The organism is Streptomyces lothianensis, assembly GCF_047779955.1.
GTDB lineage: Bacteria > Actinomycetota > Actinomycetes > Streptomycetales > Streptomycetaceae > Streptomyces.
Genome location: NZ_JBLMKT010000005.1, coordinates 1 through 15,809 on the forward strand (window position 1 = coordinate 1; position 15,809 = coordinate 15,809).

Genomic DNA, 15,809 nt, shown 5'->3' on the forward strand with positions numbered 1-15,809 from the left:
CGAACCGACCCTCAAGAACACCACGAACTACTTGACGTCAGTTAGGAACTCAACGCCCACGCCACCCGTCCCCGGCGGACCCGCTACCAGCTGGTCTTCCGCTCCAGCTGCCACATCATCATGATCGTCGACGGGTCGAGGGCGCGTTCACCGCCCGCGATCTCCTCGCTCGTCGCGATGTACTGCTTGCCCTGCCACAGCGGCAGCAGCCGGGCGTCCTCGACCAGGATGCTCTGCGCGCGCTCGAAGGCCTCGTTCACCGCGCCCCGGTCGCTCTGGCGCCGCGATTCGGGCAGCAGCTTGTCGGTGATCTCCGGGGCCGGATACGGCGTACCGAGCGCGTTCTCCTCGCCGACGAACGGCGCGATGAAGTTGTCGGGATCGGGGAAGTCGGGGAACCAGCCGCGGCCGAACACCGGGTACTCGCCCTTGCGGTATCCCGCCTCGTACGTCTTCCAGGGCCGGCTCTTCAGCTTCACCTCGAACAGGTCCGAGCCGTCCAGCTGCCGCTTGAGCTCCTCGAATTCCGGCTTGGTGCCGGAGCCGTAGCGGTCGGTGGTGTACCAGAGCGTCAGCGGCACCTTCTGGTGGATGCCCGCGTCGTTGAGCAGCTGCTTCGCCTTCTTGACGCTGGGCTTGCCGAAGGCGTTGAAGTAGCCCGCGCGGTGGCCGGTGATGCCCTTCGGCACCATCGAGTACAGCGGTTCGACGGTGCCCTTGTAGACCGTGTGGCTGATCTCGGCCCGGTCGACGACCTGCGCCACGGCCTTGCGCACGGCGGGATCGCGGGTCCAGCGGTTCTTCTCGGTGAAGACGAGGTAGCGGATCTCCATGCCCGCGCCCTCGACGAGCCGGAGCCCGGAATCGGCCTGCTGGGCGTCCAGGGCCACGATGTCGGAGGGGTCGAGGCCGCGGAAGGTCAGATCGAGCTCCTCGGCCTTGAGCGCGCGCACCATCTCCTTCGAGACCTTGAAGTACTTGATGGTGACGGCCTGGTTCCTGAGCTCGGCCGGGCCCTTGTAGTGCGGATTCTCCACCAGGACCGACTCGACGGGTCGGTCGTCGTCGTCGAGGTTGTACGCCTCGAGCAGGTACGGGCCCGAACCGTTGATCGTCCGTCCTTCGCGCACGTCGTCGGCCGGGTAGTCGTCGGGGTCGACGATCGACATGGCGGGGGTGGCGAGCACGAACGGGAAGGTCGCGTCGGACCTGCTGAGGTGGAAGATCACCTCCTTCTCGCCCTTGACCTCGACCTTGTCGAGGCTGTTGAGCAGCGCGGACGGACCGCCCTTGACGTCGATGGTGCGGATGCGGTCGATGGAGTGCTTCACCGCGGCCGCGTCCATCGCATCGCCGTCGGAGAACTTCATCCCGTCCCGGAGCACGCAGCGGTAGGTCTGCTTCGCCTCGTCGGTGAACTCGCAGCTCTCCGCGGCGTCGGGCTCCGGCGCGACCGCGCCTGCGGGAAAGCTCACCAGGGTCTGGTAGACGTTCCGGAACAGCTCCCAGGAGCCGTCCCAGGCGGCCGCAGGATCCAGAGTGCTCGGCGCACTCATGGTGCCGACGACGATGGGTTTCTCCTCGTCGGCGCCCCCGGAGGACACCAGTCCGCATCCCGCCACGAGGGATATGGATGCCATGGCCACAGCCGTACGCAGCATCGGGGCCCGGTTGAACACGTGCACGCTCCTCGCTCGGACATGCCAGAGTCGGGCGACCATATCGCAGTGCCCCGCCGCTTCGACCGGGGGGAGCGGCGGGGCACTTGAGCGTGATTCCGCTTATCCGCGTACGTCGCTTACGCGGTCTCGCGGCGGGTTCGTCAGCCGACGCCCGCATTCAGGAAGATTCCGCCGTCCACGACGAGCGTCTGACCGGTCACCCAGTCCGACTGCGCGGAGGTGAGGAAGGCGGCGGCGCCGCCGATGTCCGAGGGCACACCGAGACGGCCCAGCGGATAGGCCGCGGCGGCCTCCTCCTCGCGGCCCTCGTAGAGGGCCTGGGCGAACTTCGTCTTGATCACCGCGGGGGCGATCGCGTTGACCCGCACCAGCGGCGCGAACTCGTGCGCCAGCTGCGCCGTCAGGTTGATCATGGCGGCCTTGCTCATGCCGTACGCGCCGATGAACGGCGAAGGGGCCACGCCCGCGACGGAGGCGATGTTGACGATCGCCCCGCCGTGCTCGGACTGCCAGGCCTTCCAGGTCTGCTGGGCGAAACCGAGCGCCGAGATCACGTTGGTCTCGTAGACCTTGCGCGCGACGTTCAGGTCGAGCTCCGCCATGGGGCCGAACACGGGGTTCGTACCGGCGTTGTTGACCAGGTAGTCGACCCGGCCGTACGCCTCCATGACGCGCGCGACCGTTTCGGCCTGGTGCGCCTCGTCGGCCGCCTTGCCCGCCACGTACATGGCGCGCTCGGTGCCGAGCTGCTCGACGGCCTCCTTCAGCGCTTCCTCGCCCCGGCCCGTGATGCACACACGGTCACCGCGCGCGACGAGCGCCTCGGCGACGCCGTATCCGATGCCGCGGCTGCCGCCGGTGACGAGCGCGACCTTTCCGCTGTCCTGCACTGTCATGTCTCTCCTCCGTCCGGTGCTAGTCGAGCGGCCCGCCGGCCACGTACAGGACCTGGCCGGAGACGAAACCGGCCGCCTCGCCCGTGAAGAAGGCGATGGTGTTGGCGATGTCGTCCGGGTTGCCGACGCGCTGCACGGGGATCATCGCGGCGGCCGCGTTCTGGAAGTCCTCGAAGCCCATGCCCACGCGATCGGCGGTGGACTTGGTCATCTCGGTGACGATGAAGCCCGGGGCCACGGCGTTGGCGGTGATGCCGAACTTGCCGAGCTCCTTGGCGAGGGTCTTGGTGAAGCCCTGCAGGCCGGCCTTGGCGGCGGAGTAGTTGGCCTGGCCGCGGTTGCCGAGCGCGGAGGACGAGGAGAGGTTGACGACGCGGCCGAAGCCCGCGTCGACCATGTGCTTCTGGCAGGCCTTCGTCATCAGGAACGCGCCGCGCAGGTGCACGTTCATGACCGTGTCCCAGTCGAGGGCGCTCATCTTGAAGAGCAGGTTGTCGCGCAGGACGCCGGCGTTGTTGACCAGGATCGTCGGCGCGCCCAGCTCCTCGGCGACCCGCGCGACGGCCGCCTCGACCTGCGCCTCGTCGGCCACGTCGCAGCCGACCGCGATGGCCTTGCCGCCGGCCGCGGTGATGGCCTCGACGGTGTCCTTGCAGGCCGCCTCGTCGAGGTCGATCACGGCGACGGCGCGGCCCTCGGCCGCCAGGCGTACGGCCGTGGCCGCGCCAATGCCTCGTGCGGCGCCGGTGACTACGGCGACGCGCTGCTCGGTGGTGGACATGCTGGTTCTCCTCGCCCTCGGGGGTGCGGCTCTCCTGCGGCTGCTGCCCTGCTCCACGATCACTACATGAGCGACCGCTTAGTACCTTCAGCAGACGAGACGCTAGAAGCCCTGGCACCCGGTGTCAACGGCCCGCAGATGCCAGGGCTTCACATCACAGCCGCGCACCGCCCCGGTCGGCACGCCGCGCGTACGCCGTTCAGCGCACCAGGAGGTCGAGCAGCCGCTCCGTCTCGGCCTCGGGGTCCGCGGTCAGGCCGGTGTGGACGGGTCCGGGCTGCACGACTGTCGAGCGGGGCGCGATCAGCCAGCGGAAGCGCTGGCCGGGGTTGTCCCGCGCCGCCTGGCCCACGGCCTCACAGACCCCTTCGACGGCGCGCAGAGCGGCACGTACGCCCTGCGCGTCGGCCTCGGGATCGAGCGCGCGCAGCTTGGCCTCGTCGAGGTGAGTACGGGCCGCCACGTACGACCGGGCGCGGCAGTAGACGACGACGCCCGCGTTGAACTGCTCCCCGCGCTCCACCCGCGGCACCACACGCAGCAGCGCGTACTCGAACACATCCCGCCCGCTCACGTCCGCGCTCTCCTCGGCCTGCTCCCGCCCGGTCCGTTCACTCCCCCCGCTCCCTTCCCGCCCGCTCACCACGACTCCCTCCAGCCCGTCGACTGCGACAGTTCGGCCCGTTCGCCGAGCGTGATCCGCTCCTCGAGCCCCTGCACGCGGCCGAGCAGCGTGCTCGCGTACGCGCGCCGTACGGCGTCCGGTGCGTCGAAGCCGGGCTCGTCGACCAGCCACTCCTCCGGTACGTCGGCGGCGCATTCCAGCAGCAGTTCCTCGGTGATCCGGGGAGCGAGCTCCGCCGCCGCGGCCTTCACATCCGGGCCGAACGGGGCGAGCGCGTGCTCCGAGGCGTCGTACGACCGGGCGGCCGAGGCCTCGGCTCCGCGCCAGTTGTGGTGCCAGATCATCGAGGCGCCGTGGTCGATGAGCCACAGTTCACCGCGGGCGACGAGCAGGTTCGGATTGCGCCAGGAACGGTCGACGTTGTTGACCAGCGCGTCGAACCAGACCACACGCCCGGCCTGCGCGGCCGAGACCTCATAGGCGAGCGGGTCGAAACCGATCGCGTGCGACAGGAACTCCATGCCGAGGTTGAGGCCGCCGCTCGACTTGAGCAGCCCCTGCACCTCCTGGTCCGGCTCGCCGAGGCCGATCACCGGATCGAGGTCGATCCGCGCGAGGCCGGGCACCCGCAGGCCGATCCGGCGGGCCAGCTGCCCGCAGATCACCTCGGCGACCAGCGTTTTGCGGCCCTGGCCCGCACCGCTGAACTTCAGGACGTACAGCCCGAGATCATCGGCCTCGACAAGCCCGGGGAGCGAGCCTCCCTCACGCAGGGGCGTGACATAGCGGGTCGCCACAACCTCTTTCAGCACTTTCCCAGGCCACCCATCTCTTCGGCCTCGCTGTCCGTGGACGGCTTCCTCGGGACGTACGAGGCGGGAATCGCCGGTCGTCGGCGCCCCTCGCGGCCGGCCGCCGGCAGGAAGTGAGCATAGTAACCAAGGGTGATCGCGGGCGAGGAGCGGCGAGGCGTGCCCGCGCCGCCGCACCGAGGTCGTCGGGTGGCGTCGGCCCAGCGATGGCGCGGATGTGTGCGGGCCCGCACAGTGGGATCGGGGGATGGTTTCTTCGTGATCGAAGGAGTCGGCTGTGGGCGTCGGCCTGGAGCGACTGGCGGTGGTTCCGTTGGATGCCGAAGCCGCCCGAGACCGGTCCCTGACCGGGCCGAAGGCGGCGAATCTCGCCCGGGCCGCGGCTGCCGGGCTCCCCGTCCTGCCCGGGTTCGCGCTCGTGCCGGCCGAGCCGCCGTCCGGTCATCCGTACGGGCTGTCCGTGGTGCGCGAAGCCTGGCGGGAACTGGCCGGCACCGACGGCCGCCCCCTGGTCGTACGGTCCTCCTCGGCGCATGAGGACACCACCGATTCCTCCATGGCCGGGCTCTTCGCCTCCGAGCTCGACGTACGCGGCTGGGACGGCTTCCTGGCCGCGGTGGGCAAGGTGCTCGACTCGTCCCGCCGGGCCCGGGCGCCCGGGCATGCCGGGGCCGAGGCGTCGGGCGGCATGGCCGTGCTCGTGCAGCCCATGGTGCGCACGGCCGTGGGGGGCGTCATGTTCGGCGCGGACCCGGTCGCGGTCCGTGCGGACCGCATCCTGGTCAGCGCGGTGCGCGGCGGGCCCCAGCAGCTGCTGGCGGGCAGGGTGCAGGGCGTCCGCTACCAGCTGACCCGGCACGGCAGACTGCTCGCCTCCGAGCCTCGCGAGCACCGTCGCGACAGGCTGCTCGGACAGCGTCGCACCTGGCGCCTGGTGCGGCTGGCCCGGAAGGCGGAGCGGGTGTTCGGCGGGCCCCAGGACATGGAGTTCGGTTTCGACACCGCCGACACCCTGTGGCTCTTCCAGGCGCGCCCGATCACCGCCACGGCCCGGGTGGCCGCTCGGGGTGCCAGGCTGCTGGGCCCCGGCCCCGTCGCCGAGACCTTCCCCGGAGTCCTCCAGCCACTGGAGGAGGACCTGTGGCTGGCGCCGATGTCCCACGGACTGACCCTGGCGCTGGACAGCGTCGGCACCACCCCCCGTCGCGTGCTGCGCACCGTGCCTCCGGTCACCACCGTCGCCGGGCGGGCGGCCGCCGATCTGAGGCTGCTGGGAGCGGTCCCCTCCGCCCACCCGCTCCTCGATTTCGTCAACCCGCTGCCCGGGGCCCGCCGCGCCGCCGCGGCTTGGCGGGTGGGCCGGCTCAGGAGCACACTGCCGCTGCTCGCGGTGGACCTGATGGCCGACGTCGACCGCGAGCTGGCCCAGGTCCCCTGCCCGAGGGAGATGCTGTCCGGGCAGATACTGGCCGCCCTGACCTGGGGACGCAGCGTCCTGTCGGCGTTGCACGCCCAGGAGTCCCTCGCCGGCTCGCTGAGCGGGCAGGGGGGCGGAGGCACCGCCGTCGGTGAGGCCCTTGCCGTGCTCGCCGAGGGGCGGGCGCAGGGCACGCCCGATGCGGAGCTGCTGACCCGCCACCCCGTTCTGCTCTCCCTGCTGCCGCCTTCGCTCGAGCGCCCCCACGGGCTGTCGCGGCGGACCGGCTGGACCGGGGCGCCACGTGGCGTCGAGACACTGCCCGTACGCGAGGGCCTGCGGCTGCGCATCCGATGGGTCCAGGAGATGCAGGCGAGCCTGGTGCGTGAGTACGCCGACCGGCTCAGGGCCGCCGGCCGCTGCGACGGGCTGAGCCGGCTGTCCACGCTGCGCTGGCCCGAACTGGCCGACCTGCTGGGCGGGGCGCCGTGGACGCCCGGTTTCGACACGCGCGAGCCCCGGCCGCAGTCACCGCCGCTGCCCGCCGTCTTCCGGCTGTCGCCGGACGGCCTCCCGGTCGCCGCGCCGGTCGGGGACCGCGGCAGGGACGACGACCGCGTCACCGGTCAGGGCGCGGGCGGCGGCTACGGCACGGGCACGGCCTGGCACCGCCGTGGCCCCCGGCCCGGGCACGCCGTTCTGGTGGTCCGGACGCTGGATCCCGCGCTGGCCGCCGAGCTTCCCGAGCTGAGCGGACTGGTCGCCGAGACGGGCAGTGTCCTGTCCCACCTCGCCGTGCTCGCCCGCGAGTACAACGTGCCCACGGTCGTCGGCGTACCCAACGCCGTCGAACGCTTTCCGCAGGGCTGCGAGCTGACCGTGGACGGCACGGGCGGCACGGTCGGCCCCGTGGACACGGGAGCGGAAGAGGACGCCGCATGAAATACATCAGCTACCTCGCGGGAGGCGTGGCCGCGGCAGCGGCCGCGGCCTACCTGTTCGTGTACCTCTACCGCTGGGAATGGCAGCGCGCCCTGACCAGCGGATTGCTGCTGCTGATCGTCGAGGTCTTCCTGGTGGCCGTGGTCCTGCTCTCCCGGATCGGGCGCCTGGAGCGGCGATTCGACGAGGCGGAGACGCGTGCCGAGGAGGTGCAGCGGCGGCTGCAGCAGAGCCGTGAAGCCGCGCCCGAACGGTTCCGCTGGCTGAGCACCCGCCACCTCGACCGCAGGGACGACGGCAACGACACGTTCGTGTTCGTACCCGTGCTCATGGCCGCAGGCGCCGTACTCTCCGTCGCCGCCTACGTCATCCAGCGTGTCGCGAGCGTCACGGGCCGTCCGCGGGCCGAGCGGGTGCTGGCGGGCCGTCTCGCAAACCTCGCCGCCCCTCCCGGTGGCATTCGCGGGAACGCCCCCGGTATCGAGGACCGCCCCGCTGTTCCCCCCAGCCGGCCGGGGCGCGTGCTCTTCAGGACCGCGGTGGGTGCGGTGGCCACCGCGCTGATCGCCGTCCTCGCCTTCGTCCTCGCCGACGCGGTCCAGACCCACCCCGTCGCGCGTCCCGACTCCGTGGCCAGCACCGTCGTCTTCCGTGTCACGGTGCGCAACACCGACTCCGTGCCGGTCCACGACGGGGCCGCGCGTGACCTCTGGGAGACGTGTCTGCGGGCGACCGGGGCTCCGCGCGAGCACGCGCCCCTGTCCGGCCTGGACGCCAGGGTGTACGCGGGTGTGATCCGTCCCGCGCTGGCCGAACACGACCTGCTGCGGCTGCGGGGCTGCCTGGTGGACACCACGGCCAACCGGGCGCAGGCGGTGATCCTCGGCGAGGGGCAGGCACCACCCCACCGCTGAGCCCCGAAGACCGAGGTCCCTTTTCACCATCTTTATGCCCTGTATCACATTCTGGGGGTATCCAAGTCGATTCTCGCTAGGCTGAGCCGGGACATTTCCCACCCTCGAGGTGTTTCTCCGTGCGTTTTCCCTCCGTGTCCCCGCTCTCCCGTACGCACCCGCTGATCCGCAAGGCCGCGAAGATCGCCATGCTGTGTGTGCTCGGCTACGCGGCTGTCTGGCTCGTCGCCACGCTCGGCATGCTCGGCGTGCACGCCCTGGCCTCCAAGCAGGTCTCGTCGGGCGTACGCGTGGCCGGGATCAACCACTTCAAGTCCGTCGACGACCGGGTGTGGCGGGGATCCGCCCCCCGTCAGGCCGGGTACCAGGAGCTCGCCGCAAGAGGTGTGCACACCGTCATCGACCTGCGAGCCGAGAAGCTCTCCGCCGGGGAACTCGCGGTGCCCCGCAAGGCGGGTCTTGAAGTCCTGCGCCTGCCGATCAGGGACGGGCAGACACCCACCACCGAGCAGGTCGACCGCTTCCTGCAGGCGGTGGAGACCTCGTCCGGTCCCGTGTTCGTGCACTGCGGAGCCGGTGTCGGACGGACCGGCTCCATGGTCTCGGCATACCTGGTGCGTACGGGCGAGGCGACCTCCGCCCAGGCGGCGCTGCGGACTCTCGCGGTGGGCCCGCCCTCGATCGAGCAGGTCTGGTACGTGCTGTCCGCGGACCGGCACGCGGACAGGAACGAGCAGCCGCCCGCCGCGGTCGAAGCGATCAGCCGCCTCCTCGACGCCCCTCGCCGCATCAAGGCCTCGCTCTGACGAGGATCCGACAGGGACCGACGGGAATCGACAGGGACCGACAGGGACCGACAGGGCGATCTGAACCTCAAGCCGCCGCATGGGAGACCGGGGTCATGTGGTCGGTGAACCAGTCGCGTGCCAGTTCGGTGACCTTCTCCAGGGCTCCGGGCTCCTCGAAGAGGTGGGTCGCGCCCGGCACGATCGCGAGCCTGCTCACGCAGCGCAGCCGGGCCTGTGCCTGCCGGTTGAGGTCCAGCACCAGTTGGTCGTGGCCCCCGACGATCAGCAGCGTCGGTGCCGTCACCGCAGGCAGCCGTGGCGCGGCCAGGTCGGGCCTGCCGCCCCGTGAGACCACCGCCGCGATCCGCGCACCCGGTTCGGCGGCGGCCAGGAGCGCAGCGGCCGCGCCGGTGCTGGCGCCGAAGTAGCCGACTGCGCTCCCGTCGGCCTCGGGCAGGCCGCGCAGCCAGTGCGTGGCGTCCGCCAGGCGCCGGGCGAGCAGGCCGGTGTCGAAGACGTTGGCCCGGTCGGCCGCTTCCTCCTCGGTGAGCAGGTCGAAGAGCAGCGTGCCGAGACCGGCGCCGTTGAGCCCGGCCGCCACGATGCGGTTGCGCGGGCTGCGCCGGCTGCTGCCGCTGCCGTGCGCGAACACGACGATGCCGGCCGCCCCGGCGGGCACCGTCAGATGCCCCCGCAGCATCAGGCCCCCTGCCGACACGTCCACCTCGCGGTCCTCGGACACCCGAGCCTCGGTCTCCCCGTCCTCGGGCCGGTCCGAGGACCCGGCCGGACGCGCCTCGGTCCGGCGCGCGGTCGGCGGGCGGCTGATCGCCTCCTGAAGACAGGCGACGACCTCGTCGTCGTCGGTCTGGGAGAAGTCGATGTAGAACTGTCCGACCGCATGGAAGTTCCGCGGGCTGTGCAGGCATACGAACTCGTCGGCGTCCCCGCCCAGGCGTGCCGTCCAGTCGTGCGGGGCCACCGGGACGGCCAGCACGATCCGTGCGGCGCCGCGGGCGCGGGCGATCCGGCAGGCCGCGCGCGCCGTCGACCCCGTGGCCACACCGTCGTCGACCAACAGCACGGCGCGCCCCTCGATCGCGACGGGTGCCCGCCCGCCCCGGTAGCGCCGGGCCCGGCGCTCCAGCACGTCCCGCTCACGCGCCTCGACCCGGCTCAGCTCATCCGCGGTGACCTGCGCTGCGCGCACGACGTCATCGTTGATCACGCGTACGCCGCCCTCGCCGATCGCTCCCATGCCGAGCTCCGGCTGGTAGGGCACGCCCAGTTTGCGCACCAGGCAGACGTCCAGTGGCGCGCCCAGCGCGCCGGCGACCTCCGCGGCGACCGGGACCCCGCCACGGGGCATGCCCAGCACCACCACCTCGGAGCCCTCGAAATGTGCCAACCGGTCGGCCAGCTGCCGGCCGGCATCACGGCGGTCCATGAAGTACACGATCCGACCTCCTCGTCCCCGAAGGCACGGTGAGCAATGCGACGTCTCGTACTTCCATCGTCCTTCCATCGTCGCCGCCTTCGGGGTGGTTCGCGCCCAGGCGGGTGCGGTCAAGGCATCATGCTGCTGGTCACGGCCCGCTCGGGCCGCCCATGCACCAGCAACCGTGAGGTGGAGACCATGCCGTACGACCGCACCGTCAAGCCGGCGGGAACCTTCGAGGAAACGGTGGAAGCCGTCCGCCGCGAGCTGGCGGACCAGGGCTTCGGCATCCTGACCGAGATCGACGTCCAGGCCACGCTCAAGGCGAAACTCGGCCACGACATGGAGCCGTACCTGATCCTCGGAGCGTGCAACCCTCCGCTCGCCCGTCAGGCACTGGACGCCGACCGCTCCGTCGGCCTGCTGCTGCCCTGCAACGTCGTGGTCCGCACCGAGGGCGACCAGGTGGTCGTGCAGGCGATCGACCCCTCCACGATGGTCGCTCTGACCGGCGTCGACGCGATGGCCCCGGTCGCGGACGAGGCGGCCCGCCGCCTCGACGCCGCCCTCGCCCGCCTGATGGAGGGCGGTGCGTGAGCGGTCAGGACACGAGGGCGGACTCCGCCTCCGCCACGGTCCGTTTCACGGCGGGGAAGCTGTCGGGCGTGACCGAGATCGAGTCCAGTCGGGCGCGGACCAGGAGAGCGGTGAATCCGGGGTCGTCGCTGGGGCGCTGCCCGCAGAGGCCGACCGGCCGGCCGGCCGCGTGGGCCCGGGCGGCGAGCACCTCGATGCTGCGGACGACGGCGGGGTCCCGCTCGTCGAAGACGTCGGCCAGGGCCTCGGAGTCACGGTCGATGCCGAGGGTGAGCTGGGTGAGGTCGTTGCTGCCGATCGAGAAGCCGTCGAACCGTGCCGCGAACTCCTCCGCGAGGATGATGTTGGCCGGTATCTCCGCCATGACGTAGACGCGCAGCCCGTTCTCGCCGCGCACCAGCCCTTCCTCCGCCATCACCCCGAGCACCCGGTCGGCCTCGCCGAGCGTACGGCAGAACGGGATCATGACGACGACGTTGGTCAGGCCCATCTCGTCACGGACCCGGCGCAGCGCCCGGCACTCGAGGGCGAAGCCCTCGCGGTAGCCCGGGCTGTAGTACCGGCTCGCGCCGCGCCAGCCGATCATCGGGTTGGCCTCGTCGGGTTCGAACGGGCGCCCGCCGAGGAGTTTGGCGTACTCGTTGGTCTTGAAGTCGCTGGTGCGCACGATGACGGGGGCGGGCCAGCGGGAGGCGGCGATCCTGGCGATGCCCTGGGCGAGCCGGTCGACGAAGTACTGCCCGCGGTCGAGATATCCCTCGGTGAGGCGCTCGATCAGGTGCCGGTCATGGGTGTCGAGGCGTTCGGGGTGCAGCAGCGCCAGCGGGTGGACCTTCACCTGGTGGGCGACGATGAACTCCAGCCGGGCGAGGCCGACACCGTCCGCGGGCAGCCGCCACCAGCGGAACGCGGCCGACGGGTCGGCCAGGTTGAGCATGACGTGGGTCCGGGTGGACGGCAGATCCGCGAGGTCGGTCTGCGTCTCCTCGTACGGCAGTGCTCCCTCGTACACCCGGCCATGCTCGCCCTCGGCGCACGAGACAGTCACCGGCATGCCGTCGTGCAGGAGACGCGTGCCGTCGCCGGTGCCGACGACGGCGGGGACGCCGAGTTCGCGGCTCACGATCGCGGCGTGCGAGGTGCGGCCGCCGTGGTCGGTGACGATCGCGGACGCGCGCTTCATCACCGGTTCCCAGTCGGGGTCGGTGACGGCGGTGACGAGGACACCGCCGGGCGGGAAGCGGTCGAGGTCGACGGGCGCGTCGAGCGCGACGACCGGCCCCTGGCCGATCGCCTCGCCCACGGCGATGCCCTCGACGAGCGGGCCGGGTACGGGGGCGGACAGGCGGCAGTGGCGCAGGGTCGTGGCGCGGCGGCGGGACTGCACGGTCTCGGGGCGGGCCTGGACGATCCAGAGCTCGCCGGTGCGGCCGTCCTTGGCCCATTCGAGGTCCATGGGGCAGCCGTAGTGCTGCTCGACTGCCACGGCCCATTCGGCCAGGACACGCACCTCGGCATCGTCGAGGACGCGCGTACGGCGTTCCGCGTCCGGGGTGTCGACGGTCCGGGTCAGACCGTCCTCGGCATAGACGGCCTTGACTCGCTTCGCCCCGATCCCCAGGTGGATGAGCGGATCGAGCGAGGGGTCCCTGAGGCTCGGCTTGAAGACCGTGTACTCGTCGGGGTCGACCTCGCCGCTGACGACGGTCTCCCCCAGGCCCCGGGCCGCGCTGATCACGACGACCTCCGGAAAGCCGCTCTCCGGGTCGAGGGTGAAGGCGACACCGGCGCCGGCGAGGTCGGAGCGGACCATGAGCTGGACGCCGACCGAGAGCGCGACGGCGAGGTGGTCGTAGCCCAGACGCTCGCGGTAGTCGATCGCCCGGTCGGTGAAGAGGGAGGCATAGCAGCGCCGGCACGCGTCCAGGAGCCGGTCGACGCCCCGAACGTTGAGGTACGTCTCCTGCTGACCGGCGAAGCTCGCCTCGGGCAGGTCCTCGGCGGTGGCGCTGGAACGCACGGCCACGTCGGGGTCTGCCCGCCCGCACTCCTCGGCCAGCCTCCGGTAGGCGCCGGCGATCTCGTCGCGGAGGGACTCGGGCAGTGGTTCGGCGAGGAGCAGGGCGCGGATGCCGGCGCCGACCTCTTCGAGCGGCGCGCCGTCGTGGAGGCGTCCGATCCGCTCCTCGACCGCCGCGCGCAGCCCATGGCCGGCGAGCAGTTCCCGGTACGCGTCGGCGGTGGTCGCGAAACCCGGCGGGACACGGACGCCCGAAGCGCCGAGCCGGGTGGTCAGCTCCCCCAGGGAGGCGTTCTTGCCGCCGACCCGGCCGACGTCCTGTCGGCCGAGTGCGGTCAACGGTACGACTCTGGACTGCGGTTCCCCGATGGCGCTCACGGTGTCCTCCACATCCGCCATGGCGATGGCCGATGCCTCAGTACGGGAGCGGGCGGCCGGAGGGCGTCCGCAGGTCGAGAGGGCTGGGCCGGCGGGGCGGCTGGGGCCGACGGCTGATCCGGATGTGCTGCATCGTCCTCACCTCTTGGGGTCTGGACCGCGGCCCGGGGGGCCGTCGTCCGCCCACCTTCCCGCAGGCAAGGGGGGCCGGCCCAGTGCCGAGAGCATCAATCAGGAGGGCCGGACGGTCCGTATCCGGCCGGACCCGGTCGGCCCCGGTCGGCCCCGTGCGCGGTGCTCACGGTCCCTGTCACCCGGGGCGGCGCCCTCCATGAGCCGATCGGCCCCGGCAAAGGACTCTCGGCCCCTGGGGTCAGCGCACCCCCGGATGCCACGGTGGAGACCGGCCGTCCACAAGCAATCGATCCTGAGGGCTGCGGGATTGCCGGAGGCGGGAGAAGGTGACGAGGGATGAGACACCGCAGCGTCGCGGACCTGATGACCCCCACCGCGGTCAGCGTCGCGCCGGAGACGACGTTCAAGGAGATCGCCCGGCTCCTGGATGAGTACGACATCACGGCCGTGCCCGTGGTCGACGCGGCCGAGCGGCCGCTGGGCGTGGTCTCCGAAGCCGATCTGATCCGACGGCATTACCACGGTGCCGAGGCCGGCACGGCCGGCGCGCTGATGTCGAGTCCGGCCGTCGTGGCTCTGCCCGGGTGGAGCGTGGTGCGGGCGGCCCGTGTGATGGACCGGACGAAGGTCAAGCGGCTGCCCGTCGTCGACGACGACGGACGTCTCATCGGCGTACTCAGCCGCAGCGATCTCGTGCAGCTCTTCCTCCGCCGGGACCGGGCGATCCAGGAGGAGATCGTCGAGGACGTGATCACCCGCACCCTCGGCCTGAGCCCCTCCGCCCTGTCCGTGGACGTCACGGAGGGCCGGGTCACGCTCAGCGGCACGGTCCAAGAGCAACGCCTCATCCCGGTACTGCTGCGGCTCTGCGACAGCGTCGACGGCGTCGTGGCGGTCGTCGACCGCCTCCGGTGCGTTGTCCCTCGGCCGGACAGGGTGGAAGACACCGTTCGGAGCGATCCGCTCCGGCCCGCAGGAGAGGAGAGGCAGTCATGAATCGCCTCGACGGACACCCGGCCCTCATCACCGGCGGCGCCCGCGGCATCGGCGCTGCCGTCGCCCGGACCTTCATCGAGGCCGGAGCCCTGGTCACCATCGCCGACGTTCTCGCCGACGAGGGCCGGGCACTGGCCGAACAGCTCGGCCCTCGTGCGCGCTTCCAGCGCCTGGACGTCACCAGCCCCGAGGAGTGGGCCGCCGCAGCAGCAGCCGCCGAACACGCCCACGGACCGCTGTCCGTCCTGGTCAACAACGCGGGCATCGTCGACTTCGCCACGCTCGTCGGCGCGACGCGGCCCTCACTCCGGGCGGCGGCTGTCACATCGGGGCTCGCTCCCCGTGGGCGGTCGTCCGGTGCATCGGTACGACCGCGACCGGGCAGGAGGCGTGGTGCAGGGCGCGGTGGGCGACCCTGCCGAGTTCGAGGCCCAGCAGGCGGCCCGAGCGGCGCGCGCCGACGACGAGCAGGTCGGCGGTGGCGGACCGCTCGGTGAGCACCCGCCGTGCCGTGCCCTCGACTGTGTTTCGATGGATCCGCACCTGCGGATACTCGCTCGCCGCCGCCTCCAGCGCCTCGTCCAGCGCCTTCGAGGCCCGCTGTTCCAGGACCAGGCCCGTCTCACCTCTGATCAGTGGATGGTCGACGGGATCGTGGGCGGGCCGCCGCCAGGCGCGTACGACGTCGAGTGCCGCGTCGCGCACCGCCGCCTCCCGGAAGGCGAACCGCACGGCGGGCGAGTCCAGGTCGTGGTCGCCGACGCCGAGGACGACGCGTGCGTGGTGCGACTCGAGGCCGGACGCATCCCCGCGCACCACCACGACCGGACCGTGCGCCCGCGCGGCCACGACCAGGCCGACGGAGCCGAGCAGGAGATCGCCGAGTTCGCTGCGGCCGCGGGAACCGACGACCACGAGCATGGCCTCCTGCCCCTCCCTCAGCAGTGCGCCGGTCGCCTCCTCCGAGGTGACCTCGCCCTTCACCGCCAGGCCGGGAGCCCGCCTGCGAGCCCGGTCCTCGGCGCCGCCGACGAGCTTCTCGGCCTCGACGCGACCCGCCGGTCGCTCCGTACTCGCGTCCGGCGCCGCGCCCTCGTAGCGCTCCCAGGGCGAGGCATGCACAATGCGCAGCGCTCGCCCGTGCCGCACGGCCTCGTCGACGGCCCAGTCGAGGGCTCTGAGACTGCCGTCGGATCCGTCCACGCCCACAACGACGGGTGCTTCCATGGTTCCCACTGCCTTCCGGTAGGAGTGCTTCGCTGCCACGCGCCCACCGGCCCCGGCTACTCCATGGGGACGACCGGGCCGCGGGCGGGTGCTGTGGCGATCCGGATTCCGTCATGGCCCCCCTCCTCACCGCGGGACCGGACGGCACCGGCTGTCCCCGG

At 72.0% G+C, this 15,809-nt stretch carries 13 protein-coding genes and 1 pseudogene; 6 read left to right on the plus strand and 8 right to left on the minus strand.

What is annotated here, in order from left to right:
• Positions 1-83: 83 nt before the first annotated feature.
• The 5 genes from ACLF6P_RS00150 to ACLF6P_RS00170 form a co-directional block, all read right to left on the minus strand.
• On the minus strand, positions 84-1,679 hold the full coding sequence (locus ACLF6P_RS00150) for an ABC transporter substrate-binding protein (protein WP_415947161.1): 1,596 nt from the start codon (positions 1,677-1,679) through the stop codon (positions 84-86).
• 143 nt (positions 1,680-1,822) lie between these two features.
• Positions 1,823-2,578: an SDR family oxidoreductase gene (locus tag ACLF6P_RS00155; RefSeq protein WP_415947162.1), complete on the minus strand. Its 756-nt coding sequence runs from the start codon at positions 2,576-2,578 to the stop codon at positions 1,823-1,825.
• Positions 2,579-2,597: 19 nt separating this feature from the next.
• Positions 2,598-3,359 (minus strand): 3-oxoacyl-ACP reductase FabG, encoded by a 762-nt coding sequence (gene fabG, locus ACLF6P_RS00160; RefSeq protein WP_415947164.1) that lies wholly within the window; start codon positions 3,357-3,359, stop codon positions 2,598-2,600.
• A 199-nt stretch (positions 3,360-3,558) separates the two neighbouring features.
• A complete protein-coding gene (locus ACLF6P_RS00165; RefSeq protein WP_415947165.1) occupies positions 3,559-3,933 on the minus strand; it encodes a DUF3037 domain-containing protein in 375 nt (124 codons plus the stop codon).
• A gap of 65 nt (positions 3,934-3,998) precedes the next feature.
• Positions 3,999-4,796: a HipA family kinase gene (locus ACLF6P_RS00170; protein ID WP_415947167.1), complete on the minus strand. Its 798-nt coding sequence runs from the start codon at positions 4,794-4,796 to the stop codon at positions 3,999-4,001.
• Between the two features lie 277 nt (positions 4,797-5,073).
• Between ACLF6P_RS00170 and ACLF6P_RS00175 the strand changes: the two genes are divergently transcribed.
• The 3 genes from ACLF6P_RS00175 (at position 5,074) to ACLF6P_RS00185 (ending at position 8,875) form a co-directional block, all read left to right on the plus strand.
• Positions 5,074-7,155, plus strand: coding sequence for a PEP/pyruvate-binding domain-containing protein (locus ACLF6P_RS00175; protein ID WP_415947169.1), 2,082 nt, complete (start codon positions 5,074-5,076; stop codon positions 7,153-7,155).
• Positions 7,152-8,069, plus strand: a complete 918-nt coding sequence (locus ACLF6P_RS00180; protein WP_415947171.1) for a hypothetical protein — start codon at positions 7,152-7,154, stop codon at positions 8,067-8,069. The genes ACLF6P_RS00175 and ACLF6P_RS00180 overlap by 4 nt, the downstream gene beginning before the upstream one ends.
• Before the next feature lie 119 nt (positions 8,070-8,188).
• On the plus strand, positions 8,189-8,875 hold the full coding sequence (locus ACLF6P_RS00185) for a fused DSP-PTPase phosphatase/NAD kinase-like protein (RefSeq protein ID WP_415947173.1): 687 nt from the start codon (positions 8,189-8,191) through the stop codon (positions 8,873-8,875).
• 67 nt (positions 8,876-8,942) lie between these two features.
• Here the strand turns inward: ACLF6P_RS00185 and ACLF6P_RS00190 are convergent, their stop codons facing one another.
• A complete protein-coding gene (locus ACLF6P_RS00190) occupies positions 8,943-10,313 on the minus strand; it encodes a phosphoribosyltransferase family protein (RefSeq protein ID WP_415947174.1) in 1,371 nt (456 codons plus the stop codon).
• A 180-nt stretch (positions 10,314-10,493) separates the two neighbouring features.
• Here ACLF6P_RS00190 and ACLF6P_RS00195 point away from each other — a divergent pair, with 180 nt between their 5' ends.
• Positions 10,494-10,892 (plus strand): DUF302 domain-containing protein, encoded by a 399-nt coding sequence (locus ACLF6P_RS00195; RefSeq protein WP_415947176.1) that lies wholly within the window; start codon positions 10,494-10,496, stop codon positions 10,890-10,892.
• A gap of 4 nt (positions 10,893-10,896) precedes the next feature.
• Here ACLF6P_RS00195 and ppsA read toward each other — a convergent pair whose 3' ends face one another.
• A complete protein-coding gene (ppsA, locus tag ACLF6P_RS00200) occupies positions 10,897-13,290 on the minus strand; it encodes a phosphoenolpyruvate synthase (protein ID WP_463315313.1) in 2,394 nt (797 codons plus the stop codon).
• Positions 13,291-13,761: 471 nt separating this feature from the next.
• On the opposite strand from ppsA, the gene ACLF6P_RS00205 reads away from it, so the two are divergent.
• On the plus strand, positions 13,762-14,421 hold the full coding sequence (locus tag ACLF6P_RS00205; RefSeq protein ID WP_415947180.1) for a CBS domain-containing protein: 660 nt from the start codon (positions 13,762-13,764) through the stop codon (positions 14,419-14,421).
• Positions 14,418-14,699, plus strand: a pseudogene (locus tag ACLF6P_RS00210) (SDR family NAD(P)-dependent oxidoreductase); the annotation flags it as partial. The gene ACLF6P_RS00205 and the pseudogene ACLF6P_RS00210, both read left to right, overlap by 4 nt.
• A gap of 43 nt (positions 14,700-14,742) precedes the next feature.
• Here the strand turns inward: ACLF6P_RS00210 and ACLF6P_RS00215 are convergent.
• Positions 14,743-15,648 (minus strand): universal stress protein, encoded by a 906-nt coding sequence (locus tag ACLF6P_RS00215; RefSeq protein ID WP_415947182.1) that lies wholly within the window; start codon positions 15,646-15,648, stop codon positions 14,743-14,745.
• Between the last annotated feature and the right edge of the window lie 161 nt (positions 15,649-15,809).

Excerpts from the sequence above, each read along its gene's own strand:
- fabG (WP_415947164.1), bottom strand. The coding sequence starts at position 3,359 with ATGTCCACCACCGAGCAGCGCGTCGCCGTAGTCACCGGCGCCGCACGA.
- ACLF6P_RS00155 (WP_415947162.1), bottom strand. The coding sequence starts at position 2,578 with ATGACAGTGCAGGACAGCGGAAAGGTCGCGCTCGTCACCGGCGGCAGC.
- ACLF6P_RS00215 (WP_415947182.1), bottom strand. The coding sequence starts at position 15,648 with ATGGAAGCACCCGTCGTTGTGGGCGTGGACGGATCCGACGGCAGTCTC.
- ACLF6P_RS00195 (WP_415947176.1), top strand. The coding sequence starts at position 10,494 with ATGCCGTACGACCGCACCGTCAAGCCGGCGGGAACCTTCGAGGAAACG.
- ACLF6P_RS00180 (WP_415947171.1), top strand. The coding sequence starts at position 7,152 with ATGAAATACATCAGCTACCTCGCGGGAGGCGTGGCCGCGGCAGCGGCC.
- ACLF6P_RS00205 (WP_415947180.1), top strand. The coding sequence starts at position 13,762 with ATGAGACACCGCAGCGTCGCGGACCTGATGACCCCCACCGCGGTCAGC.